At 58.4% G+C, this 26,680-nt stretch carries 17 protein-coding genes; 8 read left to right on the top strand and 9 right to left on the bottom strand.

Annotated features, from left to right (window positions below):
* Window positions 1-27: 27 nt before the first annotated feature.
* Genes ACUNV4_RS22450 through ACUNV4_RS22435 form a run of 4 tightly spaced genes read left to right on the top strand, consistent with a single transcriptional unit; the run spans window position 28 to window position 8,841 of the window.
* Window positions 28-606, top strand: coding sequence for a hypothetical protein (locus tag ACUNV4_RS22450; RefSeq protein WP_430880869.1), 579 nt, complete (start codon window positions 28-30; stop codon window positions 604-606).
* A complete protein-coding gene (locus ACUNV4_RS22445; protein WP_430880868.1) occupies window positions 603-1,937 on the top strand; it encodes an NAD(P)/FAD-dependent oxidoreductase in 1,335 nt (444 codons plus the stop codon). The genes ACUNV4_RS22450 and ACUNV4_RS22445 overlap by 4 nt, the downstream gene beginning before the upstream one ends.
* Window positions 1,934-3,244: a tryptophan 7-halogenase gene (locus ACUNV4_RS22440; protein WP_430880867.1), complete on the top strand. Its 1,311-nt coding sequence runs from the start codon at window positions 1,934-1,936 to the stop codon at window positions 3,242-3,244. The genes ACUNV4_RS22445 and ACUNV4_RS22440 overlap by 4 nt, the downstream gene beginning before the upstream one ends.
* Window positions 3,245-3,246: 2 nt before the next feature.
* A complete protein-coding gene (locus tag ACUNV4_RS22435; RefSeq protein ID WP_430880866.1) occupies window positions 3,247-8,841 on the top strand; it encodes an AAA family ATPase in 5,595 nt (1,864 codons plus the stop codon).
* A gap of 119 nt (window positions 8,842-8,960) precedes the next feature.
* On the opposite strand, the gene ACUNV4_RS22430 is transcribed toward ACUNV4_RS22435, so the two are convergent.
* Window positions 8,961-10,340 carry an adenylate/guanylate cyclase domain-containing protein gene (locus ACUNV4_RS22430; RefSeq protein ID WP_430880865.1) on the bottom strand — a complete coding sequence of 460 codons (1,380 nt, stop codon included), beginning with the start codon at window positions 10,338-10,340 and terminating at the stop codon, window positions 8,961-8,963.
* Window positions 10,341-10,444: 104 nt separating this feature from the next.
* Complete coding sequence (locus ACUNV4_RS22425; protein ID WP_430880864.1) at window positions 10,445-11,656, bottom strand: DUF3095 domain-containing protein; 1,212 nt, start codon at window positions 11,654-11,656, stop codon at window positions 10,445-10,447.
* 533 nt (window positions 11,657-12,189) lie between these two features.
* Between ACUNV4_RS22425 and ACUNV4_RS22420 the strand changes: the two genes are divergently transcribed.
* Complete coding sequence (locus tag ACUNV4_RS22420) at window positions 12,190-14,427, top strand: NADP-dependent isocitrate dehydrogenase (RefSeq protein WP_430880863.1); 2,238 nt, start codon at window positions 12,190-12,192, stop codon at window positions 14,425-14,427.
* Window positions 14,428-14,519: 92 nt separating this feature from the next.
* Here ACUNV4_RS22420 and ACUNV4_RS22415 read toward each other — a convergent pair whose 3' ends face one another.
* The 7 genes from ACUNV4_RS22415 to ACUNV4_RS22385 all read right to left on the bottom strand — a co-directional run bounded on the left by ACUNV4_RS22415 (window position 14,520) and on the right by ACUNV4_RS22385 (window position 21,876).
* Complete coding sequence (locus ACUNV4_RS22415; RefSeq protein WP_430880862.1) at window positions 14,520-15,053, bottom strand: carboxymuconolactone decarboxylase family protein; 534 nt, start codon at window positions 15,051-15,053, stop codon at window positions 14,520-14,522.
* 256 nt (window positions 15,054-15,309) lie between these two features.
* Entirely contained in the window at window positions 15,310-16,764 is a 1,455-nt protein-coding gene (locus tag ACUNV4_RS22410; RefSeq protein ID WP_430880861.1) for a catalase, read from the bottom strand.
* Window positions 16,765-17,016: 252 nt separating this feature from the next.
* On the bottom strand, window positions 17,017-17,964 hold the full coding sequence (locus ACUNV4_RS22405; protein WP_430880860.1) for a carbon-nitrogen hydrolase family protein: 948 nt from the start codon (window positions 17,962-17,964) through the stop codon (window positions 17,017-17,019).
* Window positions 17,961-18,764, bottom strand: coding sequence for an ABC transporter permease (locus ACUNV4_RS22400; protein ID WP_430880859.1), 804 nt, complete (start codon window positions 18,762-18,764; stop codon window positions 17,961-17,963). The genes ACUNV4_RS22405 and ACUNV4_RS22400 overlap by 4 nt, the downstream gene beginning before the upstream one ends.
* On the bottom strand, window positions 18,761-19,663 hold the full coding sequence (locus tag ACUNV4_RS22395; protein ID WP_430880858.1) for an ABC transporter permease: 903 nt from the start codon (window positions 19,661-19,663) through the stop codon (window positions 18,761-18,763). The genes ACUNV4_RS22400 and ACUNV4_RS22395 overlap by 4 nt, the downstream gene beginning before the upstream one ends.
* 35 nt (window positions 19,664-19,698) lie before the next feature.
* A complete protein-coding gene (locus ACUNV4_RS22390) occupies window positions 19,699-20,787 on the bottom strand; it encodes an ABC transporter ATP-binding protein (protein WP_430880857.1) in 1,089 nt (362 codons plus the stop codon).
* A complete protein-coding gene (locus tag ACUNV4_RS22385; protein ID WP_430880856.1) occupies window positions 20,788-21,876 on the bottom strand; it encodes an ABC transporter substrate-binding protein in 1,089 nt (362 codons plus the stop codon).
* 926 nt (window positions 21,877-22,802) lie between these two features.
* Here ACUNV4_RS22385 and ACUNV4_RS22380 point away from each other — a divergent pair.
* The 3 genes from ACUNV4_RS22380 (at window position 22,803) to ACUNV4_RS22370 (ending at window position 26,270) form a co-directional block, all read left to right on the top strand.
* A complete protein-coding gene (locus tag ACUNV4_RS22380; RefSeq protein ID WP_430880855.1) occupies window positions 22,803-24,779 on the top strand; it encodes a hypothetical protein in 1,977 nt (658 codons plus the stop codon).
* Between the two features lie 362 nt (window positions 24,780-25,141).
* Window positions 25,142-25,639, top strand: coding sequence for a hypothetical protein (locus tag ACUNV4_RS22375; protein WP_430880854.1), 498 nt, complete (start codon window positions 25,142-25,144; stop codon window positions 25,637-25,639).
* Between the two features lie 22 nt (window positions 25,640-25,661).
* Window positions 25,662-26,270 (top strand): ferric reductase-like transmembrane domain-containing protein, encoded by a 609-nt coding sequence (locus ACUNV4_RS22370; RefSeq protein ID WP_430880853.1) that lies wholly within the window; start codon window positions 25,662-25,664, stop codon window positions 26,268-26,270.
* The last annotated feature ends 410 nt before the right edge of the window (window positions 26,271-26,680 follow it).

The following is a 26,680-nucleotide window of genomic DNA, read 5'->3' as shown; positions in this document are numbered from 1 at the left end:
CTGCCTGCGGCAGCAGAGGATACGCAGATGAGTGTCAGCAACGCCAATACCGGTTTTTCGATTCCGTTCGACATCATGGTGGGAGTCTGGACAGGGCATTCCATCATGTATGACGAAAAGGGTCAGTACCTGTATACCGGCCCGAGTCTGTGTGCCATCTACTGGAAGACGCCGGGCAAGCTGTTGCATTACTGGCAGAATGATCTGGGGAATCTGGATGAGGTTCTGGCGCATCCTGCCAGATCCGATCTTCGGAACGTGGTGGTCATTCGCGACTTCGACCTGCTGGTCGATGGCAAGTCATGTCAATCGGTCAAGACCCGACCGGCAGTCTCCGGAGTAGAGAGCATACCCGGCACCTACCTGTTCGATCTGGCACTCGAAGGTGGCCATTACTACAACAATCAGTATTTTCACAGCCCCAATGAGCGACACATCATCGGACCTTATGTCAAGGACGGTGATACCGGCATCAGTGCCGTGGTGGCTCAGACATTCACCCGGATATCCTATGATGTACCTCAACACTATCGGAGCATGCCGGGGGTGGGAAAGGCGTCGGAGGCGATCGCCCGGGAACACGAGAAGGCATCGGAGCCGGCGTGAGGCAGCACGCACTCATCATTGGTGGCGGTATCGGCGGATTGCTGGCGGCGCTTGCCCTGGAAGGGCAGTTTCAGCGTATCAGTGTGCTGGAACGCGGTGAGTATCCGGACTTGCAGACCGAAGGCAGCCCTGCCATGCGCCCGAGTGCTCCACAGAGTCGCTGTCTGCACGTGATGATGGCAGCTGGCGCCAGTGCGATGGACGAACTGCTGCCCGGCTGGCGCGCGCAGCTGCAGTCTCTGGGAGCTGTGCCGTTCGATGCCTCGAGAGATGCGGTGATGCGTCTGTCTGCCGGTTGCTTGCCACGTTCCTGCTCTGGCATCACATTGTATGCCTGTTCTCGCTCCCTGCTGGAACACATGCTGCGACTGCGGATCGGTTCCGCTCCGGGCATCAGCCTGTATACCCGACAAGAGGTGCGGGGTCTGGCCCATGATCGCTCTCGGCAGGCAGTCAAGGGTGTGTGGCTGCAGCAGCCTGCCACCGCTCAGTGCGATCTGATCGAGGCCGATCTGGTGGTCGATGCCAGCGGGGCTGCATCACGTCTGCCTCAATGGCTGGCGCAAGGGGCGAATGTCGCGGCAGGCACCGACAGTCCCGATTCGTCCGCTCATGGGTCCGTAGTACCTGTTCGTGAAACAGTCGTGTCACCCGGTCGTCGTCAGGTGTCCTGCTGGTTTCATATCGATCCCGAGGAGGCACCCGATTGGCACTGTCTGGCGTTGGCGCCGGACCCGTGCAATGCCTGGCGATCGCTGATGATGCTGCGAGCAGAACATGATCGCTGGGGGCTTGTCCTGGTGGACCCGACGCGGGAATCCCTGCCCAGAACGCCAGCCGCATTGAGGGAACTGGTCGCCCGGTTCAACGAGTGCCAGCTCAGCGGCATGCTGCAGCGAGCCACACCGGTATCGCCGGTACACCGCCTGTCGCCTTCGATCAATCGCTGGCGACATCATGAAGAGTCGGCGTTCTGGCCGAATGGTCTGGTTGCCCTGGGTGACTCGGCTTGCACACTCGATCCTTATGCAGGGCTGGGCATGAGCCTCGCGGCTCGAGCATCACTGCTGCTCAGGGACGAGATCTCCAAGAATCGCGAAAGCGCTCCGGAGTGCCGGCGATTTCAACAGGCTCTGGCTGAGCAGAACCGACCTGCCTGGGAGCAGACGACGGGCTGTGATGTTGAAGGTCATGCGCTGCGCGAAGACAGCCTGCATCTACGGCAGCTGTATGAGGCAGCGCCAGGCAGTCAGGCCATTACGCATGCCTTGCTGGCAGTGCAGAACCTGCTCAGCCCGCGCCAGTCACTGTCGAGCAGGGAATTCGCATGAGAATCGCTGTTCTGGGTGGTGGTACCGCCGGGTACATAGCCGCGGCTCATGTCAGTCACACTTTGCCTGATGCGCAGTTGCTGCATGTGTTCGATTCCAGCATACCGACCATTGGCGTCGGAGAGGGGACCACCCCACGATTTCCTATGTGGCTGAAGGAGATTGCGGGCCTGGACTTCGTCGATCTGGCACAACGCTGTAATGCAACCCTGAAGACAGGTGTGCTGTTCGAAGGCTGGGGGAGGGCCGGAAAGCCGTTCTTCAATCGGTTTCAGCCGTCGACCCTGATCGGCTATCACATCGATGCGAGTGAAATCGTGCAGATCATTGCCGAGCACGTCAAGGCCTGTCAGATCGATGGATTCGTTGAAGCAATCGAACACGCGGAGGACGAGGTGACTTTGCGTCTGGCAGGGGGGAGTTGCATGGCCTGCGACTTTGTCTTCGACGCCCGGGGATTCCCCCGAGAGGAAATCAACACGGCGCAGAAGGCTGGAGATATCGTGAGCCTGAACTGGATCCCGGTCAACCGCGCGCGGCTGCGCTGGCTTGCTCCGAGCCCGGAATGTACCGAGTCTCGAGCCATCGCCAGAGCGCATGGCTGGATATTCCAGCTGCCACTGCGTGATCGAATCAACTGTGGCTACGTATTCAATTCGACGATCAGCTCCGAAGAGTCCGTGGAACAGGATTTCGCGGCCTTTCTCGGTGATGAGGGCGTAACCGATTGGCAGGAGCGAGGCGCGCTGGATTTTCCGAATTTCATGCGGCGAACCCTGTGTGATGGGCGGGTCTTCCGGATCGGCAACACCGCCTCGTTCATCGAACCGCTGGAGGCGACCGCCATCGGTACTGCCATCGTCCAGGTTCGGGCGGCGATGGAGCTGATCGGTCATTGCCCTCCTGCCACTGCAATCGAGCGGGTACTGGTGGATGATTACAATGCGTCGATGTGCGCCTATACCGCGCGCAATTCACTGTTTGTCGGCTGGCATTACAGCTGTGGTTCACAGTGGCAGAGTCCATTCTGGGATCACGCTGTGGAGGGCTTGCAACGCGCCGCCGGCAATCCTCTGGTAGCGAGCGATCTCCAGCTGATGTGTGATTACATCGACTCGGCACGATGTCTACCGGTGGACAGGCTGACGGCATGTCACGATCAGGCGCAGTGGAACCGGGACGTCTTTCCGTTGATGTCCCGGTATCTGCCCTTCGGCAATTTCTCCGAACTCAATTTTGCGCAAGTCGGGCACGGTCTCGGGTACTACCCATCGAGTCCGGTCACACACAGCGCATACTCGAATTGATCATGTCATTCATACCCGGATTCCAGGCAGGAGAACGACTATACGAGAGCAGGAACTCCCTGATTGTTCGCGCCAGTCGAGACAGCGACGGACTGCCGGTGGTCATCAAGATATTGAAGAACGACTATCCGTCGCCGGAGGAGCTGGCGCGCTATCGTCGGGAATTCGAGATTACTCGCAGTCTGGATCTGCCGGGAGTCATTCACAGTTACGAGCTGCGACGCCACGAAAAGACCTTGCTGATGGTGCTGGAGGACTTCGACGGTATGTCCCTTGCCGATCTCATGGCCAATCGATCACTGTCGCTCGATGAATTTCTGGATGCTGCCATTCAGCTGGTCGAGGCATTGAAGCACATTCACCAGGCCGGCATCGTCCACAAGGATATCTGTCCGGCCAATCTTGTCATCAATCCGGGCACCGGCGAGATCAAGTTCATCGATTTCGGGATAGCCACGCGATTTTCCAGTGAACAGCCGGTGTTGAGTAGCCCGGAGGTTCTCGAAGGAACGCTGGCCTACATGTCGCCGGAGCAGACCGGCCGCATGAACCGGACGCTGGATTATCGCAGCGACTTCTATTCGCTGGGAGCCACTTTTCATGAAATGCTGACGGGCGTTCGCCCTTTCGAAAACGTCGACTTCATGGAACTGGTGCACAGTCACATTGCCCGGGAACCGGTACCGGCACACCGATGCAAGGCGGATGTGCCCCTGCCGCTGTCCAAGATCGTCAGCAAGCTGATGAGCAAGAAGGCCGAGAACCGCTATCAGAGCGCCATGGGTCTGCTGGCAGATCTGGAAACGGTCAGGGAGGGTGAATCACTGGAACGGTTCGAGGCTGGTCGCAGTGACTACTCGGCGCATTTCCACATCCCCGAGAGGCTCTATGGTCGGGACAAGGAAGTGAAGGAGCTGCTGGCAGCGTTCGACAGAGCCAGCGACGGGCGTGCCGAGATGATACTGGTCGGTGGGTATTCGGGCGTTGGCAAGTCTGCACTGGTTCGCGAGATACACAAACCGGTGACTGCCGCTCGGGGCTATTTCATCGCCGGGAAATTCGATCAGATGCAGAGCAATACGCCGTACTCGGGAATGGTGGCCGCGCTGCGAGATCTGGTCAGACAGATTTTGACAGAGAGCGTCGATGGGCTGGAGCAATGGCGCGCGGACCTGCAGGCAGCGTTGTCGCCCAACGCCCAGCTCATTCTGGATGTGCTCCCGGAACTGGAACTGGTCATCGGGCCCCAGCCGACGTTGCCCGAGCTGGAGTTTGCGGAAACCACCAATCGCTTCAAGCGAACCATCAGGCAGTTCCTGCTGACGCTGTGCAGTCGGGAGCGCATGATCGTTCTGTTTCTGGATGATCTGCAGTGGGCGGATTCGGCGACGCTGAGCCTGTTGGAGGCAGTCCTTTGCGATGAGGCACTCAGGCATTTGCTGTTGATAGGCGCCTACCGAGACAACGAAGTGGATGGACAGCACCCGTTGAGTCTGGCCTTGCAAGACATACAACAGGGCGGCGGTCACCTGCAGTTCATGACCGTGGCACCGCTGACACTGACGGATATCGTGCGCCTGCTGGCGGACACCTTGTCTGCCGACAGAGGCCAGCTGACGTCACTGGCCAGACTGATCGTGCAGAAAACGCATGGCAACCCCTTGTTCGTGCGTCAGTTTCTACTGGATCTCGAGCGTGCCGGATTGCTGACTCAGGAGGCCTCCAGTGTCTCTGAGCGGGCACGTTGGCAGTGGGACCTTAACGCGATCAAGGCAGCTGGCATTACCGACAACGTCATCGACCTGCTGCTGGGTAAATTGCAGCGCCTGCCGCTGGAGGCTCAGGAAGCCCTGCAACTGGCGGCGTGTATCGGTAACCAGTTCGATATCGATACGCTGGCGTTGATACAGCATTCAACGCGTGAGATGGCGTTCGAGAGTCTTCGTCCGGCCTTGCACGAAGAGCTGATCCGGCCACTGACGCAGTTGACCACCTCTGATGAGGACGATGTGCTGTCACCGCTGGTGGTACGCGACTGGTGTTTTCAGCACGATCGCATTCAACAGGCTGCCTACAGTCTGATCGAGAAGAACCGGCAGAAACAGGTACATCTGGCCATTGGCCGACGCCTGCAGCAGACCCTGTCGCCGACGGCACTGAAGGAACGAGTGTTCGAGGTGGTGGATCACCTGAACTACGGCTGCGAACTGATCGGGGACGAACAGGAAAAACTGGCACTGGCAGAACTCGACCTGATGGCCGCAGGCAAGGCGGCCGATGCGACTGCCTATCAGTCGGCGCTGGCCTTGATCGTGACAGCCCAGGATCTGGTCAATGACCCGGACTGGACGCGGCACTACGAGCTGACCTCGGAGATCGTTCGCCAGCGGGCTAAGCTGGAATACCTGAACGGTCACTTCAATCAGTGTTCCAGGCTGGTTCTTGAATCATTGGAGAAATCGCGCAGCGATCTGGAGAAGGCGGAGGTCTGTTTCACGCGTATTGCGCAGCATACCTTGCTCACCGAATACCAGGAGGCTCTGGAAGCTGGCTGCCGGGCCCTGCAGTTGGTGGGCGTGGAGTTGCCGCTGGACGATGTACAGACGGCCGGTGAACAGGCCATCGCTCGAGTCGTGCAGCTGATGGAAGGTGTGGATATCGATTCCCTGATAGACAGGCCGGTCGTGGACAGCGCCGAGATGGCCCTGGCGCAGCGCTGCCTTCGCCATCTGACCATTGCAGCCTTTCTGTCCAATCAGCAGCTGTTTCCGCTGATCGTCGGTACTTCGGTCGGCATATCACTGGAACATGGGAATGCGCCGACCTCAGCCTTGTCATTTTCCAACTATGGTCTGATCATCGGTGCCTATATGGGTCGATTCCGTGAGGGCTATCAGTTTGGAGAGCTGGCCTTGCGTCTGTGTGACAAGTTCCCGGGGAAGGCACCGACTGCCACAGTCTGCCTGGTACATGGCATCGAGCTGATGCCGTGGGTCAGACACATCCGGCACTCCAGGCCGGTGATCGACCGAGGCTATCGCGCAGGGCTGGATTCCGGCGACATTCTCTGGGCCGGTTATCTGGTCATGTATCGAGTCATGCTGGATTCCTTCGCCGGCAAGCCCCTGGACGATATCATCGATGGCATACCCGATCAGCTGGCTTTCAACGCCCGCACCAGAAACCCGGGGGCGACCGCCTGCATCGTTGCTCATCAGATCGTTCTGTCCACACTGGCGGGTCGTAGCCGATCCAGTGCAGACTTTTCGGCCGGCGAGATCGACGAGAGCGCTTTCCTGAAATCCTGTGAAGAGCATCAGATTGCCATGGCACTGTGCTTCTACAGGATCCGCAAGGCTCAGGCCTTGTATCTGTTCGGCAGGCCTGCGGAGGCCCTGGAGGAGACACGGGCGATCGAGGACAAGCTCAGTTATATCGTCAATCACCCGAATCTGGCCGAGCGGCTGCTCTATCAGTCACTGGCGCTCAGTGCGCTGGCGGCAGGCCAGGACGATGACACGCGAATGCGGACGATGGATCAACTGTCGGACAACCTTGCGCAGTTGACTTTATGGGCGGAGCATTGTCCCGAGAACTTTCTGGCCAAGCGCTTGATGGTGGAGGCCGAGATTGCTCGGCTGGATGATCGGGATGCCGATGCCCTGGAGTTGTACGATCGCGCCATTGATGCGGCACACGAAGGCCAGTTTCTGCAAGACGAAGCGCAGGCGAACGAGCTGGCTGCCAGGTTCTGTCTGGACAAGCGCACGAATTCCCGCGCCGGCGCCATGTACTTGCGAGATGCGAGATACGCCTTACAGATGTGGGGAGCCAGTCGCAAGGTTGAGGAGCTGGAGCTGGAGTTCCCGCAGCTGCTGACCGAGTATCGAGATGCCCGTACCGCCTCGGCCGGCCAGACAGCGGCGACTTTCGGCACACGTGATTTCTCGACCCGGCAACTGGCCATGGCAAACCTGGATCTGAATACCCTGGTCAAGGCCGGAGAGACCCTGTCGGGCGAGGTGGTACTGGCCAGATTGCTGGATCGCCTGCTGGGTATCGTCATGGAAAACGCAGGGGCACAACGTGGCGTGCTGCTGTTGTCCAGAGACGGTGAATTGTTCATCGAGGCCGAGGCCAGTGTGCTCTCGGAGCAAGCCTCCGTTCTCATGTCCATTCCGATCGATTCGGTCGACGGCAGTACACTGGTACCGGCAGGGGTCATACACTTTGCTGCGCGCACCGAGAATGTGGTGGTCGTGGCGGATGCGCAGATCGATGAGCGATTCATGGCAGATTCCTATGTGCAACGCAAGGGTTCACGCTCTCTGTTGTGCCAGCCGATTCTCAGTCAGGGCAAGTTGCTCGGCCTGGTCTATCTCGAAAACGAACTGATCAGTTCGGCATTCACGCCGGAACGAACCCGCTTGTTGTCGCTGCTTTCCGGGCAGATCGCGATCTCGATCAACAATGCCGAGCTGGTGGAAAACCTGGAGGTCAAGGTACGGGAACGAACCCGTCAACTGGAGCTTCACTCGCGATTCATCGAGCAGACCTTCGGACGTTACCTGTCCACCGAGATTGCCGACAGTCTGCTCAAATCCACCGATGGCCCCGATTTCAGTGGTCGCAAGACCACAGTGACGGTGCTGATGTCCGACTTGCGGGGCTTTTCGACATTCTCCGACTCATTGGATCCTGAAACCATCGTCAAGCTGCTGAACAATTACCTGAGCGAGATGACCACGGTCATTCAGAAATACAACGGCACGATAGACGAATTCATCGGTGATGCCATCCTGGTGATCTTCGGAGCACCCTTCCAGCGTGCAGATGATGCCGAGCGAGCCGTGGCCTGCGCGTTGAAGATGCAATTGATGATGGCTCGTGTGAATGCCTGGAATGTGCTGAATGGGCTGCCCGAGCTGGAGATGGGCATTGGCATCAATACCGGTGAAGTGGTTGCCGGCAACATCGGGTCACGGAAACGGGCCAAGTACGGAGTCGTTGGCAGCAACGTCAACATGGCTGGCAGAATCGAAGGTCATACCGTGGGTGGTCAGGTGCTGATCTCGAAGTCGACCCGGGATGCTGTCCAGTCGCCCTTGCAGTTGGTCGATATCGGTAGCGTCGAACCCAAGGGGGCCACGAATCCGGTGCAGCTGTTTGATGTCAGGGGACTGCTGGGCAACCACGATCTGCGACTGCCGGAGCCGTCGGATGCCTGGGTAGAGCTGAGCCGGGGGTTGCCGCTGGGTTTCCGCCATCTGGAGGGCAAGATGCTGGAAGGGCGCACACGGCGGGGTGTCATGATGGGTCTGTCTGCCCGGGAAGCCGAGATCCAGTGTCGCTCGATGCCGCCGCCTTTTACCGATCTGTGGCTGGAACTGGACGCCGCTGACGATGCACCGATGATTACCGGAATTTACGGCAAGGTGCTGCGGCGATCGTCCCGGGCAGGGCGATTCATTCTGCGTTTCACCGCCATGCCTGCAGAGGCCCAGCGACGCCTGCTCGGCGTCAGGACGCGTCGTGCCGTCAACCTGTCCGATCATGAGGAAAGTACCCGGCTGGTTCCCGAGGAGGGGCAAACCTGAGGCAGGTTCCCGCACAGCTCACCGGACACAGTCTGACCTGAGGGCAACGCTCGGGAGCGCCGCAGGAGATTCCCCTGCGCTCATGATTCTCCCGGCAAGTGGGTCTGCAGGCCCCGGATTCAGGGGTGCCGTTTGCGTGCTTCGTAGATCTTGACCGGCTTGCTGCGACCTCTGAGTATTTCGCTGCCTTTTCGGGTAAACCGGAATATCTTCGGGTCGCACAGTTGCCGTGTTCTCGACGAGATCAGATTGTTGGCGTCGTACTGCTTGCCCAGTTGTTGCAGTCTGGCGGCGATATTCACATCGTCACCATAAACGGTGTAGCTCAAGCGGTCCGCTGTGCCGATGAATCCACCAACGATGGTGCCGGTATTCACCCCGGCACGTATCGAGAGCGTGATACCACCGGTAAATCGGTGCCGTTGCAGTAATTCCTGAATTTCAATGGCCGCTCTGACAGCATGCGTCGCGTGGTGCAGATCACGGGTTGGCAGATTGAAGCTTGCCAGAATGGCGTCCCCCTGGAACTGATTGATCACTCCATGATTGCGTTCTATCGGCTCCGAGATGAGGCTGAAGAATTCGTTCAGTGTGCTTATCAGGGTCTCCGGTGGCAGGCGCTCGGCCAGGTTGGTGAAAGAGACAAGATCGACAAACAGAATGCTGGCTTCACGCGTTTCGGTCTGAGCATCGATCAGTGGTCCACTGGTCTTGGTGATCTGCTCTGCCACTCCCTGTGGGACAAACAGTGACAGACTCTCCGCCGTGCGGCCTTCCACGATGGCCTGAATCAGCAGTCGCCTGCCTCGGGCAACGGCCAGTGTCAGGATGATGGTCACCATGAGGATCGAAATGATCTTGTCCAGCTCGCCGCCGATCAGAACCTGGTTGGAGGTCAGATAGACCACGTAGTCGCGGGTCACGATGGTTTGGGGCGACTCGGCGATGACCGCCAGCAACACCAGCAGGGACCAGCCAAGCGCTGCCACGATACCGGATATCAGTACGAAGCCAGGCTCGAATCGCAGCGCACGCAAGGCAATGAAGATGAAGACATAGAGCAGAGTCGGCGATTTCAGGTAGAAGGAGGGAGGCTGCATGTACTGCAGGTGAAACGACCAGATCAGGCCCATCAACAAGGCCATGTCAACCAGTACCGAGATGACCAGCAAGGGGTAGTTCAGACGAATCTTGTAGGTCAGATACAGACGCGCGCAGGCAAACAGACACCAGGCACTCAGGAAGATCGGAACCGGCTCGAATTTGCCGTCGACGGGCAGGGTATTGGGCGCTGCCGCATACAGCGTGGCGAAGACCAGCAGAATGGACAGCTGAATCCAGCTGATCAGCCGTTCGCTGCCGTGCTGCTGCTCTTCGATGGCGGTGCGCAGGGACTCGGGCAGGGCTGCATACTCTCTGCCGCTGAAGAACCAGACATGTTTCGACCTGAAGCTGTCAAGCAGACTGCGGGCAGCTGATCTGTAAGAGTTATCCGGCAAATCAGGTTTTCCTGTTACGGTCCGATCGGTCCACGAGCCAAGTGTGGCACGAATGCCGGGTCATGCGAGGCGTGGGCGTGTCGTACGGGCAGGGGGGCTGACCATCATGAGTCGACGGACTCGCCAACTGCATGGCCTGGCGTTGGTTCATGGGAGCTCACTTGCAACTTGTATTCCTTTGCGGCGGACCAGAATCCGCCATTGTCCCCGTCGATGAAATGCAGGTGCTGACTGGATTCCAGATCGAACAGCAGGCAGGTCATCAACGCCTTCTCGGTCTCGAAGATACCGAAGTCGATCTGCCCGGCGGCGTGCATTCTGTCCAGCAGCTGACGTATGCCGGCCACCTGCTCCTCGGTGCAATCGAGCACCATTCGCAGAACATCGTCGAATTTGCAGAAATCACTGTTGGTACGGATCTCCTCGCGGTACCGAGCGGGATTGTAGTTTCCACCCTGGCGACCGAACAGTTCCATGATCCACTGCAGGAAACTCTGAACATAAAGTTGTGCCAGTCGACGTCCATAGGATTTCTTCGCCCGTGTGGCCCTGGCTTCCGCCGCCAGACCCTTGGGTGGCCAGCGAAATCGCAGCGACCCGACACTGACGGGGCTGGCCTGGTCGAGTTCGGGGCCAATGAGTGCCGCGAGATTGTCGAGAAATGCCGAGGTGATCGCTTGCCGCTGTTTGAAGTCGGCAGCCTGGGATTTCACCAGCAAACAGACAATGCGACCTTTCTGCGAGTGTAGAGGTTCCCAGCGACAGGAAAGGCCGGTCAGGTCAGGCAGGCCGGGTAGCGAGTATTCAGGCACGACATAGCGTGACGATGTCTGTTCGTTCTTGATCAGTGCTTCGGCCAGTTCGACACCGCCTCCTCCGAACAGGGCCAGTGAGTTTCCCGGAGAGACTTCGTGCCGCGCGACCAGAACATCCCGGCCGCGTTGGCGAACCTCACGAATCGGGACGAAGGCGATGCGCAGGTCCAGCTGGAAATCGTCTCTGGCAAGGGAACGGGTACGCACCAGGGCAGCCTCGACATCGGCCTGGTAGGCGGAATCGAGCAGCAGGGTGGCACCGTCTCCGCCAAAGACAAAGGGCCAGTCACGCAAACCCGTGGCGTTGCGCACGGCGCAGATGGCCGCACCACCGATCATGTTGACATCCTTGTAGCGACCTTCGGCGACTGCGCGAGTCGAGCTGCGAATGTCCGTGATGACGATGACCCAGTTTTCAGGCGCAGGAAAGAAGTTCTTGCCGTCCACCACACCGGTGAAGTGAGAGGTCCTCGGGATGCTGTTGAAGAATCCGGTATTCACCGCAGCGTTCTGCCAGCTGTGAGTGAAAGAGCTGGAGGGTGATCCAACCGCCGGGTGCCTGCTTCGGTGTGAGGGGTCATGGGCTCAGTGTTCCTTGAGTGCGACAGTGTTGCTGCCGATACGAAGGACAGCGCGGATCGGAGCTTGTCCAGCCGCCCTGATCGAGCGTGATTCAGTCATGGTGAGGCACGACAATGGCAGATGGTCATTTTTCTGGCACCGGATTCGCTGGAATTTCCGTGGTCGTGCAACGCCGGCTCTGTTGCGGAAGCGTTGCACTGCTGCCTGTAAGGAAGGTGTCAACGAGACTGGTCCGACGCTGTTCAATGGGCGTCTTGAATGGAAAATGATACGCGAAATCAATGACATGGCCGAGTTCGTCTGCAGGTCGAGACAAGTCTTGTTGATATCCATCAACGATCAAGGGCTCCCCATCGCCTAGACTGGGGTCCGGCACGAAGCGGGTCGGATTCTGTCTATACTATGCGCTTCAGAACAATCTCTATTGGCTAGTGATCGAGGATCTCAAACAAATGTCAGAAAAATCGCAGAAAATAATCTATACCTGCACCGATGAAGCTCCTCTGCTGGCTACTGCCTCCCTGCTCCCGATCATTCGAACCTTCACCTCGGCAGCTGGCATCGAAGTCGAATCCAGCGATATTTCGGTGGCAGCCAGAGTGCTGGCCGAATTCCCCGAATGTCTCAGCGAAGAACAGCGGGTACCTGACAATCTGGCCGAGCTGGGCCGCCTGACGCAAGATCCAGACACGAACATCATCAAGCTGCCCAATATCAGTGCTTCCGTGCAGCAACTCACTGCCTGTATCAAGGAGCTGCAGGACAAGGGCTACGCGATCCCGGACTTTCCCTACGATCCGCAGACCAGCGAGGAGAAGGAATTGCGCAGCCGTTACGGCAAGATTCTGGGTAGTGCCGTCAATCCCGTACTGCGAGAAGGCAACTCCGATCGGCGTGCGCCCAAGGCTGTCAAGAACTACGCCAAGAAGCACCCTCATTCCATGGGCGAGTGGAAGCAGTGGTCACGTACCCACGTGTCGCATATGCACGGTGGCGATTTCTATGACGGCGAACAGTCCATCACGCTGGACAAGGCACGCACGATCAAGATGGAGCTGGTGACAGACAGCGGCAAGACCGAGGTGCTCAAGCCAGAGATCCCCTTGCAGGAAAGCGAAGTCATCGATCTCATGTTCATGAGCAAGAAGGCGCTGTGCGAATTCTACGAGCGTGAAATGGAAGATTGCCGCGAGTCGGGAATCCTGTTTTCATTGCACGTGAAGGCCACCATGATGAAGGTGTCGCATCCCATCGTGTTCGGACATGCCGTCCGGATCTACTACAAGGATGCCTTTGAAAAGCACGGTGATTTCTTCGACGAACTGGGAATCAATGTCAATAACGGCATGGCGACGCTATACGAGAAGATAGCCGAATTGCCTGCGTCGAAGCGTGAGGAAATCGAACGTGATCTGCATGCCTGTCAGGTTCACAGACCGCGACTGGCCATGGTCGATTCCAGCAAGGGAATCACCAACTTCCATTCACCCAGCGATGTGATCGTCGATGCATCCATGCCGGCCATGATCCGCTCCGGTGGTCAGATGTGGGGTGGGGACGGCAAGCTCTATGACTGCAAGGCTGTCATGCCGGAATCCACATTTGCTCGTATCTATCAGGAGATGATCAACTTCTGCAAATGGCATGGCAATTTCGATCCGACCACCATGGGAACTGTACCCAATGTCGGTCTGATGGCGCAGAAGGCCGAAGAATACGGCTCTCACGACAAGACCTTTGAAGCTTCGGAGCCCGGACTTGCGCGCATCACCGATGTGGATACCGGTGAAGTTCTGCTCGAGCAGCGTGTCGAGGAAGGCGATATCTGGCGCATGTGCCAGACCAAGGACGCACCAATACGTGATTGGGTCAAGCTTGCAGTAAGACGTGCCCGTGAATCCAATATCCCGGCAGTGTTCTGGCTCGACCCCTACCGCCCTCATGAGAACGAGCTGATCAAGAAGGTGGAAACCTATCTGCAGGACCACGACACGGACGGGCTCGATATCCAGATCATGTCTCAGGTGCGCGCCATGCGTTATACGCTGGAACGTGTTGCCCGAGGTCTCGATACGATCTCGGTCACGGGTAACATCCTGCGCGACTACCTGACCGATCTGTTCCCCATCCTCGAACTGGGCACCAGTGCGAAGATGCTGTCGATCGTGCCGCTGATGGCAGGCGGTGGCCTGTTCGAAACCGGCGCGGGCGGTTCGGCTCCCAAGCATGTTCAGCAGCTGGTTGAAGAGAACCATCTGCGTTGGGATTCTCTGGGAGAGTTCCTGGCGCTGGCGGTATCCATCGAGGAGCTCGGCCTCAAGTACGACAATGGCAAGGCCGCCATTCTGGCAACGACTCTGGATGCAGCCACCGGTCGTCTGCTGGACAACGGCAAGTCGCCGTCACGCAAGGCGGGTGAGCTGGACAATCGCGGCAGTCATTTCTACCTCAGCATGTACTGGGCGGAAGAACTGGCCAATCAGAAGGACGATGCCGAACTGGCAGCGCATTTTGCACCGCTGTTCAAGGCGCTCAGTGAGAAGGAAGCAGCCATCGTCGAGGAACTGACAGAGGTTCAGGGCAAGCCGGCTGATATCGGTGGATATTTCTTTACCGATCCGTCAGCCTGTGAAAAGGTCATGCGACCCAGCGCGACCTTCAATGCCATCATCGACGGCGCCGGCGCGTAGTCGGCAATGATTACTGACCGATAGCGAAAGTCGGTCGCAGCCAACCGGCCGGACATCGCAAGCTGCGATGTCCGGCCGGCGTACGCTGGATCCTAGAGCGATACAACCGGAAAATCGATATCGGTTCCGGCAATGTGATTGGTGTAGTTGGTCAAGGTGTTGAGCGCCACATTGGCAATGATTTCCATCACCAGACCGTCGTCCACACCCGCGTCATGGGCGCTTTTCATGTCGTCGTCACTCAGAACGCCACGCTGCCTGACGATTTTCACGGCCAGCGCTGCAATGGCGTTGTCCAGTTCGCCATCGGCTGCGCCAGTGCGAGCCCTGGCGATGGCTTCGTCGGACAGACCTGCTCCCTTGCCCATCAGGGTATGTGCCGAGAGGCAATACTGACAGGCGTTTGCCTGACCGACTGCCAGTGCCACGATTTCGCGCTGACTGGCGTTGAGTCTGCCTTTGCTCAGTTCCTCGGACAGACCCAGATAGGCATTCAGGACCGTGGGAGACTGGGCAAAGGTTGCGAACAGATTGGGGATCATTCCGATCTTCTTGTCGACAGCGCGCAGAGTGTCTGCGGTTGCCTGATCGGCGTTTTCAAGTTTGACTGGTGCAATTCTGGCCACAATGAAATCCTCGTTGATTGAGAGTTGATACGCGTTGAGAGTCCTGCCGCTGATGACAATGCCGATTCAGCGTTGCTCATCAGCGGCAGGCCATGGACGTATTGTTGTGGCTTTTCGGTATTTGAAAGTCTTGATACGTATACCGATCGTATCTATCTGGCGTACGGTGGCACCGGAAGGAAGGCTTGCCAGACGTGCTGGAGGGTGAGTGGAGCTGCCAGGCTCACCCAGCCTGACAGCACCGCCGTTTCTGCAATCAGTCGCCGTTGACACCCTGCGCAATGCGGTCGCCGACATCCTTGTCGATATTGCGCCAGTAGTCGAACGCTCTGTGCAGAACCTTTTCGGAGACACCTGCCTTGAGGTGACCCACCACATTCGACACCAGCCGATCACGTGCAGCGTCATCCATGACCTCTCGCACCAGCGTACCGGGCTGGCTCCAGTCGTCGTCGTCCTCACGCAGGGTGTAGGCGCTTCTGACCATTTCTCCACTACTGGCCCAGACAGCATCTTCCGGGTAGCGTTGAGGATCTGCCTGAGGTCCTCCGTAGGAATTCGGAGCGTATACCGGATCGGAGACCTTCTGCATGCGCATGGCGCCATCCTTCGAGTAGCTGTGAACCGGTGCTACAGGCTGGTTGACCGGAATCTGCTTGTAGTTGACACCCAGGCGTGCCCGGTGGGCGTCGGAATAGGAAAAACCTCGAGCCAACAGCATCTTGTCCGGGCTCAAACCGATGCCGGGTACCAGATTGTTCGGTTCGAAGGCTGCCTGCTCGTTCTCCGAGTGATAGTCACTGAGATTGCGATCAAGCGTCAGCTTGCCGACTTCGATCAGTGGGTAATCCGAGTGGGGCCAGACCTTGGTCAAGTCGAAGGGATTGTAGCGATAGCTTGCCGCCTCCTCGAATGGCATGATCTGCATGTGCAGGGTCCAGCTCGGGAACTGACTTTCCTGAATGGCGTTGAACAGATCACGCTGATGGTAATCGGCATCGGCTCCTGCCAGGCGGTCGGCTTCATCCTGGGTCAGATGGTCCACGCCCTGGTCGGTCTTGAAGTGATACTTGACCCAGAAGCGCTCACTGGAGGCGTTGACCCACATGTAGGTATGGCTGGAATAGCCATTCATGTGACGCCAGGACTTGGGGATACCACGATCACCCATCAGCCAGGTCACCTGATGAGCTGACTCGGGCGAGAGCGTCCAGAAGTCCCACTGCATGTCGTGATCGCGCAGATTGTTGTCTGCACGCCTCTTCTGTGACCTGATGAAATGCTGGAATTTCATCGGATCGCGGATGAAGAACACCGGGGTGTTGTTCCCGACCATGTCGTAATTGCCTTCCGAGGTGTAGAACTTGATGGAAAAGCCTCGAGGATCACGCCAGGTATCCGGGCTGCCGCGTTCGCCGGCGACCGTCGAGAACCGCATGACAACGTCGGTTTCCACCCCGGGCTGAAACAGCGCCGCTTTGGTGTACTGGCTGACATCGGCTGTGGTCTTGAAGCTGCCGAAGGCACCACCTCCCTTGGCATGGGGCTGCCGCTCGGGAATGCGTTCGCGATTGAAGTTGGCCATCTGCTCGATCAGATAATGATCCTGCAGCAGCAGCGGGCCGTCCGGTCCGACCGACAGGGAATGCTCGTCGCTGGCAACTGGTATTCCGGCATCGGTTGTGGTGGGTTTGGGTGTCTTGTCTGACATGTCCGTTCGCGCCTCTTCTGTTTCCGTGGTTTCGATCGGACTACCGGCACAACCGGATCAGAAGTGTCAACAGTTCCCCTGCCACCTGGTGAGAGCGTCGGGGCGAACTGCTGATCGGGATACTGGACAGTCGTGCAATGTAGCCTTGACGTCATCGCCCGTGCCAGGGGCGACGATCAACGGCTAACGTAGCGTATCGACACGCAGGGCCGGCAGATGATGCAAGAAGTACACGGTCGAGCAGACGGCCTGTCAGCCCGGTTCGTCGGCGGTTCTGACGTTGCGCATTTCGGCAAGGTTCACGGTCATGCTGAGCAGATCGGGCCGAGCGTAGTGTCCGACTACATCGGAATAGAACTTGCCGCGTACGATCGCCGACAGGTCAATGTCTGCATACAGGATGGTTTCGCCTTCGTGGTCAGGGCCAGCCAGAACCTTGCCGAAGGGATCGACAATGCAACTCCCTCCGTGGCTGACAATGAAATCGGTGTCGTCCGACGGAAAGTTGCCGTAGTCGGCGGGAAAGTCACCTCGCCTGGTGAATTGATTGGCGGACAGGACGTAACAGCGACCTTCCATGGCAATGTGCTGCATGGTGGCTGTCCAGCCGGGCTCGTCGTCAGCCGTGGGGGCGCAATACAGCTCGATGCCCTGCTGGTACATATGCATGCGCAGCAACGGCATGTAGTTTTCCCAGCAGATCACCGAACCCAGTTTTCCCAGCGGTGTCTCCACCGCGGCAAGCGTTGATCCGTCTCCCTGGGTCCAGACGAGTCGTTCAGCCACGGTCGGCATGATCTTTCGGTGCTTTCCCAGAAAGCGGCCATCGGCGCCGAACATCGCCGATGTGCAGTACAGCGAGGCTTGCTCGCGCTCGATGACGCCAACCACCAGGTGCAGACCTGTCTCTCTGGCAATACGGGACAGTTGTACGTGACCTTGCTCATCAAGTTCGATCGCCGAGCGCCAGTAGCGTTCGTAGTCGGCGGCGGCGACGTCTTCGCGGATGGCAGCGGACTGACCGCCCCAGTCCAGGCTCGATGGGTAGCCGGATAGAAAGGCTTCCGGAAATACGGCAAGTCTGGCGCCGTTGTCCGCCGCTTCCCTGGCAAGGGATTCCAGCTTGTCCAGTGAGCCTTGCAGATCGAAACAGACGGAAGCCGCCTGCACGACCGCAGCGGTAAAGGTCTCGCTGCTCATGCGTCGTCCTTGCTCTTCCAGGCACCCAGCAGCCGTGGCAGATCACCGAACAGGCTGATCAGCCCGAACACGAGTGCTGTGACCACGGCAAAAACGATGGCAACCGCAGTCATGGCGGGCGTGTAGCCGTAACGCAGGCTGTTGAATATCCTGATGGGCAGTGTTTCAACGGTGAAGCCAGCCACCATGTAGGCAATGATGTATTCGTTCAGGCTCAGCACGAAGGCAAACGCGGCGCCTGAAATGGCGTAGGGGATCACCTGCGGCAGGATGATGGTGCGCAAGCGGTCGGCAGCGTCGGCTCCCAGTGTCTCGGCCGCTTCCAGATCCTCCTTGTTGACGGCATCGAGTCCCAGCGAGATGGTGACCAGAGGCAGGGTGACCAGGAACACGCCATGCGAGATGACCACGCTGTAGAAGGCGCCGTAGCCACCGACGGCGATCCAGAAACTCAGCAGTCCGAGTGCGGTGATGACCGGCGGCAGGACAAACGGTGCGACACCGAAGGCATGAAACAGTCGCAGCCACACCGAGCGTCGGCGCCACAGTCCATAAGCCAGAGGCGCGGCAATGGAGGTTGCCAGCAAGGCCGCCAGGCTGGCAATCAACAGGCTGTTGCCGATTGCATTGAGCCAGCCGGGATCGTTCCACAGTTCCCGATACCATCGCAGTGACAGCCCCTGTGGCGGAAAGGCCAGACGTTTTTCCGCGTTGAGGGAGACTCCCAGCAGGATGATGATCGGCGAGGCCATGAACAGCCCGATGGCGCCCAGAAAGAGACGGTTCAGCAGGCGGTTCATGATTCAGCCCCCAATGCCTTGTCGGAGGTGGCGTCGGTGGCCTCGGAGCGTTCCTGCGTGCCTGTGCGGCCCAGCCAGCCGACACAGACCACCAGACTCAGACTGACGCCTAGCAGGAATATCGACATGGCGGCTGCAAAAGGCAGGTTGGACTGGAACAGGGCCTGATCGGCAATCAGTACGGGCAAGGTCCATTGCTGCGGTTTGCCCAGTAGCTGGGGTATCAGATAGGCACCCAGAGTGAAGACGAACACCATGATGAAGGCCGCCACCAGTGCCTTGGCAATATTCGGCAGAACCACGTTCATGAAGGCACGTCGAGGAGAGGCGCCCAGCATGCGAGCGGCTTCATGCAAGGTAGGGTCAAGTCGTGACAGCTGAGGAAACAGAATCAGCACGGCGTAGGGAAAGCCGAGGTAGCACAGGCCGGTCAGCACAGCCCCCAGACCCGGAGAGAGCTTCGGAGCTCTGTTCTCGATGCCCAGCCAGACGAGTATGTTGCCGATGCCCGTGGACCGTGACAGCAGCAGTGACCAGGAAAAACCGATGATCACCTCTGACAGCGACAGAATCGATAGCAGGGCAATCAGCCAGAGCACCCGATGATGATGACGCATTCTGCTCAACGTCCAGGTGAATGGCACTGCCAGTGCCAGACATAGCAGGGATGCCGATCCTGCAATCATCAGGGTCATGCCCAGCGACTTGATGAAAAAGGGGTCAATGAAGCGGGCGTAGCTTTCGAGGGTGAAACCGGGCTGGAAGAATCCGCCCGGGACACGCTCGAAGAAGCTGACCACCAGCATGGTGCCGAAGGGAATGACGAAAAACACGCCAAGCATGATCATGGGCCATGCCAGCATCATGGTCTCGCCTCGGGAGAAGCTCTGCTGGGGCATAGCCGATGTCCGAGCGGAGTTCAGGCCCATGGCGCTCATGATTCCAGAACGACAGTGCTGTCGGCAGCCAGCTGCACGCGAGCCGTGTCGCCGGATTGGAGGGACTGAACCTGCTCGCGGTTTACCAGAGCGACCAGACTCTGCGAGGGCAGGCTGTCTCGTGCCGGCAGTTCCAGATGCGCCTCTATGCTGGCACCGACATCGCGGATGAAGCGCACCTGCGCCTCCATGACGGCGGTGTCTGGCTGGCTGACCATGTCCGGTGGCAGCACGGTCAGGTCTTCCGGGCGAATGCTGAGCCAGGTCTGGTGTCCGTCGCGCTGGGTTGGCCGGTTGTCACGGGCAGCCTGGTCCGGGTTGAACAGCGTGTCACGGACGAGGAGCTGCTCGCCCTGCCAGCTGGCTGGCAGCAGATTGGTCTGGCCGATGAAACTGGCAACGAAGCGGTCTGCGGGACGGCGATAGACGTCGATCGGTTTGCCCATCTGGTGGATGGTGCCGCCATTCATGACAGCAATGCGATCGGCAACTGTCATGGCCTCACGCTGGTCGTGCGTCACCACGATCGTTGTGATGCCGAGGCGTTGCTGCAATTCGCGCAGTTCGATCTGCATTGTCTCTCGCAACCCGGCGTCCAGCGCTGACAAAGGCTCGTCCAACAGAAAGATTCGTGGTTCGATGGCCAGAGCCCGCGCAATGGCCACTCTCTGGCGTTGACCACCAGAGAGCATGGACACCGATCGCCTGGCCACGCCTGGCAGGCGAACCATGTCAAGCAGCTCGGCAGCACGCTGGCGACGCGCTGCGGCAGGCATCTTCCGCAGGCGCAAACCATAGGTGATATTGTCCTCGACCGTCAGATGCGGAAACAGCGCCAGTGACTGGAACACCATGCCGAAGTTGCGCTGATGGGCGGCCTGCTGCATGAGATCCTCACCGTCGAGCGTGATGCTGCCACGACTGGCTGACTCGAGTCCGGCGATGATTCTCAGCAGGGTGGTCTTGCCACAGCCGGATGGCCCCAGCAAACAGATAAGCTCCCCACTGGCAATGTCCAGAGTGACATCGCGCAGTGCGGCGTGTTTGCCGAAGTTCTTTCCGACTTCGGCTATCTGCAGGCTCATTCAGCTGGTCACCATTTCGGTCCACACCTGATTCAACCAGTCGGCTCGTTCATTGTGCATGGCGTATTCCGGAGTGATCGGGGTATCGACCGATGAGACGCTGGCAAACTCCTCATCGGTGAGATCCATCAGATCACGCTTGACCGTGGGTGAAGTGCCGACCTTGCGCGCTAGGGTTGCCTGTACATCGGGTCGACACATGTAATTGATGAAGGTATGGGCCGCTTCCTGTTTACTGCTGGCGCGGGATACTGCCCAGCAACCCGAATCCCGTACTCCACCTTCGACCGGGAATGTGGAACGAACCGGATGACCATCGGCTGCGGCGAGTCCGGCAACATCATGGTAGTACTGACCCATTGGAATTTCGCCGGATTGCAAGGCTTGCTGGAACTGTCCTTCATCGCGATACCACAGGGCAACATTGGGCTTGAGTTCGGCAATTTTGGCCAGAACCTTTTCGATTCCGGCTTCGCTCTTCAGGATTTCGGGGTCTTTGAAGAAGGTGGCGTTGGTGATTTCCAGCAGAAAGGAATTACTCGCCAGCGCCAGTAGTCCGAGACTGTCTTCATTGTCCGGATTCCACAGCTCTTCCCAGGATGAAGGCGCTTCCGGGTAGACATCGGTATTGCTGACCAGCGTCAGGTACCAGGCAACCGCTCCGATTCCATCCACGCGTCCGTCACTGTAGGTGTGGATGAAATCCGGTGTCAGTGAGGTGTGATTGGGCAGCTTTTCCAGGTCGAGAGGTGCCCACAATTCCGTGCTCTGACCCTTGAGCATGGCAGTCTGGGCAATCATGGAAACATCGGCCGGTGCGCTATTGGCCCTGGCCGCCGTCTCCAGCTGGATGAGCCAGGCATCGGAGGTGGGCTCCGGTACGGAAACGATCTCGATGCCGGTTTCTTCGGTGAAGGCCGGATAGATGATGGACTTGAAGCTGTCTTCGAAATAGCCCCCGTAGGTGGCGACCGTCAGCGTCTCGGCTGCCTGGGCGCGGCCGATGCCTGATCCGATCGTTGCTGCGCCAATTATGGCGGCGCTCTGTGCAAGAAAATGTCTTCGATTCTTCAGAATGTCGTGAGTCATGATGGAAGTGCCTGAGGTAGTTTCAGTCGATAGTCAATGTGTCAGTATACGTGCAAGCGACAAGCTGGCCCATGACGACGTACTCGATATCCGAATCACGTCGATGTGGACGGACGCCTTCGGACCTTCCCGGCAGCGCCGGACATCATCGAGCGCACTCTTTTTGTACGTTTTCAGCCGCTTGCACGATCAAGGTGCGTTCATGCCGCAAGATTGTGTCAGTGACGTTTGCGTGGATTGCCCCAAGGATTGGAGTTGTATTATCAAGGTTTTTCCGGTGGCCAATGCTGACAGATCGGAGCCGTTTGCGGTTGCAATAACCTGCATGGCAAACCGTGTTTCGTGACTGGTCTGGCCTTGCTCGAATCGGTTCCGCGTCATCTGCCGACAAGCACAGAAGACAGCAATGCAGAAAGTTCGTTCTGTGTCTGATCGTGACTTTGCAACAGCGTTCTTCGCATGCGCCCCGGGTGGCGATTTTTACAACAGCCGTGGTGACAAAGCTCTGACGTGTCTTCTGCGGAGGCTGCCGGGCACTGGGTTTCGGATCGTCGTACATCTATCCGGGAGTGCCGCAGGCCGTCAGTCTGGATGCGTCAGCAACGTCACAGGTTCGGGGCGTAGCACTTCAGCAGGCCCTTCGACAGGTCGACAGTCAACGGTGTCTACCGAATGTACGATTCGATAGGCAAAGTTCGCGACCGCTTCCACGAAGTGAGTAGTGGCCGGCTCTGCGTGGATGTACCCGGGAACGGGAACCTGATGCCGAACAGGGTCATATCGGCGCTCAAGACAAAAATATACCGGAAAACGGTATTTTCAGAATCCCATTCCTATTAGTATCTAGGACTATGTGCGTCCCTGCCCGAGTTCGATGGTGAAGGGGTCGTGATGAGATTTCATACAGGAACGGAGAAAATACGACGATGTGGAGGAAAGTAATTCCGATTGCCGCAGCCTTGATCTTGGCCTGGATCGGACTGAATCTTGTTTTTGACAACGAGCCAGAAGACACGGTAGCGCACGCTCCGGAAGAGCATTCGACTGAAGTCGCAGAATCGCCGGCAACAGACACGGCAGCAACCCAGGGCGTGGTTGACTCCACGGCCGCGGACTCGGCCGAGAGCGCCGAAGAGCCGGTCGCAGATGTCGCAGTGGGCGACACGGCAGAGTCGAGCGATGCGGCTGTCGCCGAGCTTGTTGATAGCACGGAAGAAGCCACGGACGAAGCCACGGACGAAGCCACGGACGAAGCCACGGACGAAGCGGCGGCTGACGCGGCCGAGAGCACCGAAGCATCCTCGGAGGAGGCTGTTGCGGATGCGACTGAGGAGACCGAGGCGTCGACCGAGGAAGCTGTTGCGGATACGACGGAGGAGGCCGAGGCGTCGACTGAGGAAGCTGTTGCGGATGCGACTGAGGAGACCGAGGCGTCGACCGAGGAAGCTGTTGCGGATACGACGGAGGAGGCCGAGGCGTCGACCGAGGAAACTGTTGCCGATGCGACCGAAGAGACCGAGGCGGCATCCGAGGAAGCTGTTGCGGACGCGACGGAAGAGTCTGAGGCGTCGACCGAGGAAGCGGTGGCAGATGCGTCTGAGGAGACCGAGGCGGCATCCGAGGAAGCTGTTGCGGACGCGACGGAAGAGTCTGAGGCGTCGACCGAGGAAGCTGTGGCGAATGACTCAAGCGGCGAAGCGGCATCCGATGAAGAAACGGCTGCCGACGACATTGCCTCATCCGACTCTCTTGACGGCGTTACAGCAGACGAGTCCTCTGGTGATTCCGCTGAGACCGAATCGGCTGTAGCCACCAGCGACGCGGAGGCATCTTCGGAGGATGCCGCAGCAGAAGAGGACGTTGCCGAGACTGCTGATGGTACAGCTGACGAGGTAGCTGAAGCCGAGTCCGATGGCCCGGCTGATGGCATGAAATCCATGCGTTATCAGACAGACCCGGTGACTGGTGAAACGCTTTATGACGAGGAAATGGTGGAAGTGGTCGACGAGGCGTCAGCTGAAGAAGAGGTGGTCGCCGAGCCATCCGCTGAAGAGGAAGCCGTTGCCGAATCTACCGCTGAAGGAGCGGGCGACAGCGGAAAATCCATGCGTTATCAGACAGATCCGGTGACTGGTCAAACGCTCTATGACGAAGAAATGGTGGAAGTTGTAACCGAACAGGCAGCCGAAGAGGAGACTGTCGCTGAATCAGATACTGATTCCACCACTGAATCGACTGGTGAAGCTGCAACTGACTCAACGGAGCGAGGTGCAACATCCATGCGTTATGCCGCGGATCCGGTAACCGGTCAGACTCTCTACGACGAGGAGATGGTGGAAGTTCCGGTTGAACAGCCTGCCGAAGAAGAAGCGCTTGCCGAGTCGGCCGATGTTGCGCCAACTGACGAGGAGGCAAGTGCAGAAGCCGATGTGTCGGCGGAAGAGGCCGGCGAGGGTGACGAGTTGGCGGATACTGCAGAGGAAAGCGCTGACGACACTGCCGATGCAGAGGTAGCGGACGCATCCGATACCGACTCCGCCAGCGACGCCATCGTGCAATCGGCTACTGCAGCCCGTGGGTCGATCAACCTGGCAGGGATCAGTCGCAAGCTGGGTGGTGTGTTCGGTACCACCTACTCGGTTCTGGCAAGTGCTTCGGATGAAGCATCCGCCAAGGCGGTGTTGCCTCGCCTGGAAGCAGCCAGTCAGGAGTTGGAGCAGATATCCGAGGAACTGGGTAAGGTTCCGGACTTTGCCAAGGCTCCCCTGTCTTCGGTCATCGACGGCGGAATTGCACGTCTCAAACCGCTGTCTGATACGGCATTGACCAAGGATGGCGTGGGTGCTGTATTGACACCTGTCGTTGCTCCCATGATGGAAACTCTGCGTGGCCTGGTGAAGTGAAGTAGCAGCCAACAGGGCTCGTGATCGGAGAAGGCGCCTGCGGGCGCCTTTTTCGTTTGAGCCTCAAACGTGCTCTGGATGGGGGGGCGAGAGGGAGGTGCCGCCGGGTTACAGTGACGGTCGTTGCCTGAATCGTGTGTTGCTTGCGAACATATCAGCTTGTTCGCAACCACGGTCGTTACCTGAATCGAGTGTCTGCTTGCGAACAAACCGGCTTGTTCGTAGTCAGAGGACGTGGACCCTATCGTTCAGCACTGATTCGGTTGCCGGCGTCGCCGAGTCTTGTGGTGTCAGAATGTTGTCAGGAAACCGCTGGCGGGCAGGCGCCGTACAATCGTAATCAGGAATCACAGGAGAGCACGATGGAATCTTCGACGTTCAGCAGGCGAGCATTTCTGGGTAGTGCCGGCCTGGGTGTGGCAGCGCTGGTCGCTGGCAGATCGGGGCTGATATCGTCGGTTCAGGCGAGCAATGGCCTGCCTCCCACCGAGTCGATGCGTGGCGGCAGCAACAATTACTCTCCCGGGGCACCGTTGGTCGATAATCTGGGGAGCGGATTTCTGGTTCATGGAACCGTGCGCCACGCCGGGGCTGGTGATCCACTGGCCAATGTACGAATTCAGATATGGGCCGCGACAGCTCGCGGTGGTGAGCGAGAACCCAGCAATCATGGCAGTGTACTGACGGCTGCCGACGGTTCCTTCCAACTCGAAATGTCTCAGATAGTGCCCAATTTCGGTCAACCGCATGCGCATCTGGCCTACGACGATGCCGACTTCAAGACGGTATTCCTCAGACCGGTCATGAGCAGCCCTCAGGACACCAGTGTGCAGGCACACTTCGTTCTCGTGGAAGCCTAGACGGCACAGGTAGTCATGCATCATGTGGAGACGTATCCGCTGGATTCTGTGGGGCGCGGCTGTGTGCATGCTTGTCCTTCCCTTGACACTCGCCATGCTGAGCCCACTACAGGCGGGCCGCGAATTCACCTATGTCACGGGGGCGCTGGCTGGTGTTCTGGCGCTTTCCCTGTTGTTTGTCCAGCCCATGCTGGCAGCCGGTTTTCTGCCCGGTCTGGGGACGTCGCGGGCAAGACGCTGGCACCGCCGCCTGGGCCTGGTCTTGCTGGCAGCGGTGGCGCTGCATATCCTCGGTTTGTATCTGGCCAGCCCGGATGACATGCGCGATGCCCTGTTGCTGGTAGCTCCGACGCCGTTTTCGCTTTATGGCGTCGTGGCTCTGGTGGCTGTTGCCCTGACCGGGTTGTCAGCAGCTCTTCGTTCGCGGTTTCGTTCAAGAATTCATCATTGGAACCGGATCCACAGCGCGCTGACTGTGGTAGTTGTCACTGCCACCCTCGTACATGCCTGGATGATAGACGGCACCATGAACGGGCTGTCAAAGATGATCGCCTGCGCAGTTATCGCCGTGGCAACCATTGCCGCACTGGTTTACCGGCAGTGGGTCAGACCGACTTCACGCGGCAACTGAACGAGAAGCGCTGGAAGTCCTTGTCCCGGAGGATGCATCGTCTCGGACTGTTCATCCGGGTTTGACGCAGGATTGACGGGTCCGCTGCCGAGACCCCAGGGTTGATGCAGGAATGATCCGTCGGGCACCTATACACCCGGGATCAACACAGAAATGATCAATCCGGCACCGATACGCCCGTGATCGATGCAGGAATGATCTGTCCAGAACCGACACAGCTGTCTGCGGATACAACGGCTCACTCTTGACCATCGTCAATGTCCAGCGGATGACCAGGTGCTACCTTGATGGCATTGATGGCATTGATGGCATTGATGGTATTGATGGTTTTGATGGTTTTGATGGTTTTGATGGTTTTGATGGTTTTGATGGTTTTGATGGTTTTGATGGTTTTGATGGTTTTGATGGTT

The organism is Granulosicoccus sp. 3-233 (assembly GCF_052681095.1).
This window is presented reverse-complemented; position numbering and strand designations above follow the sequence as displayed.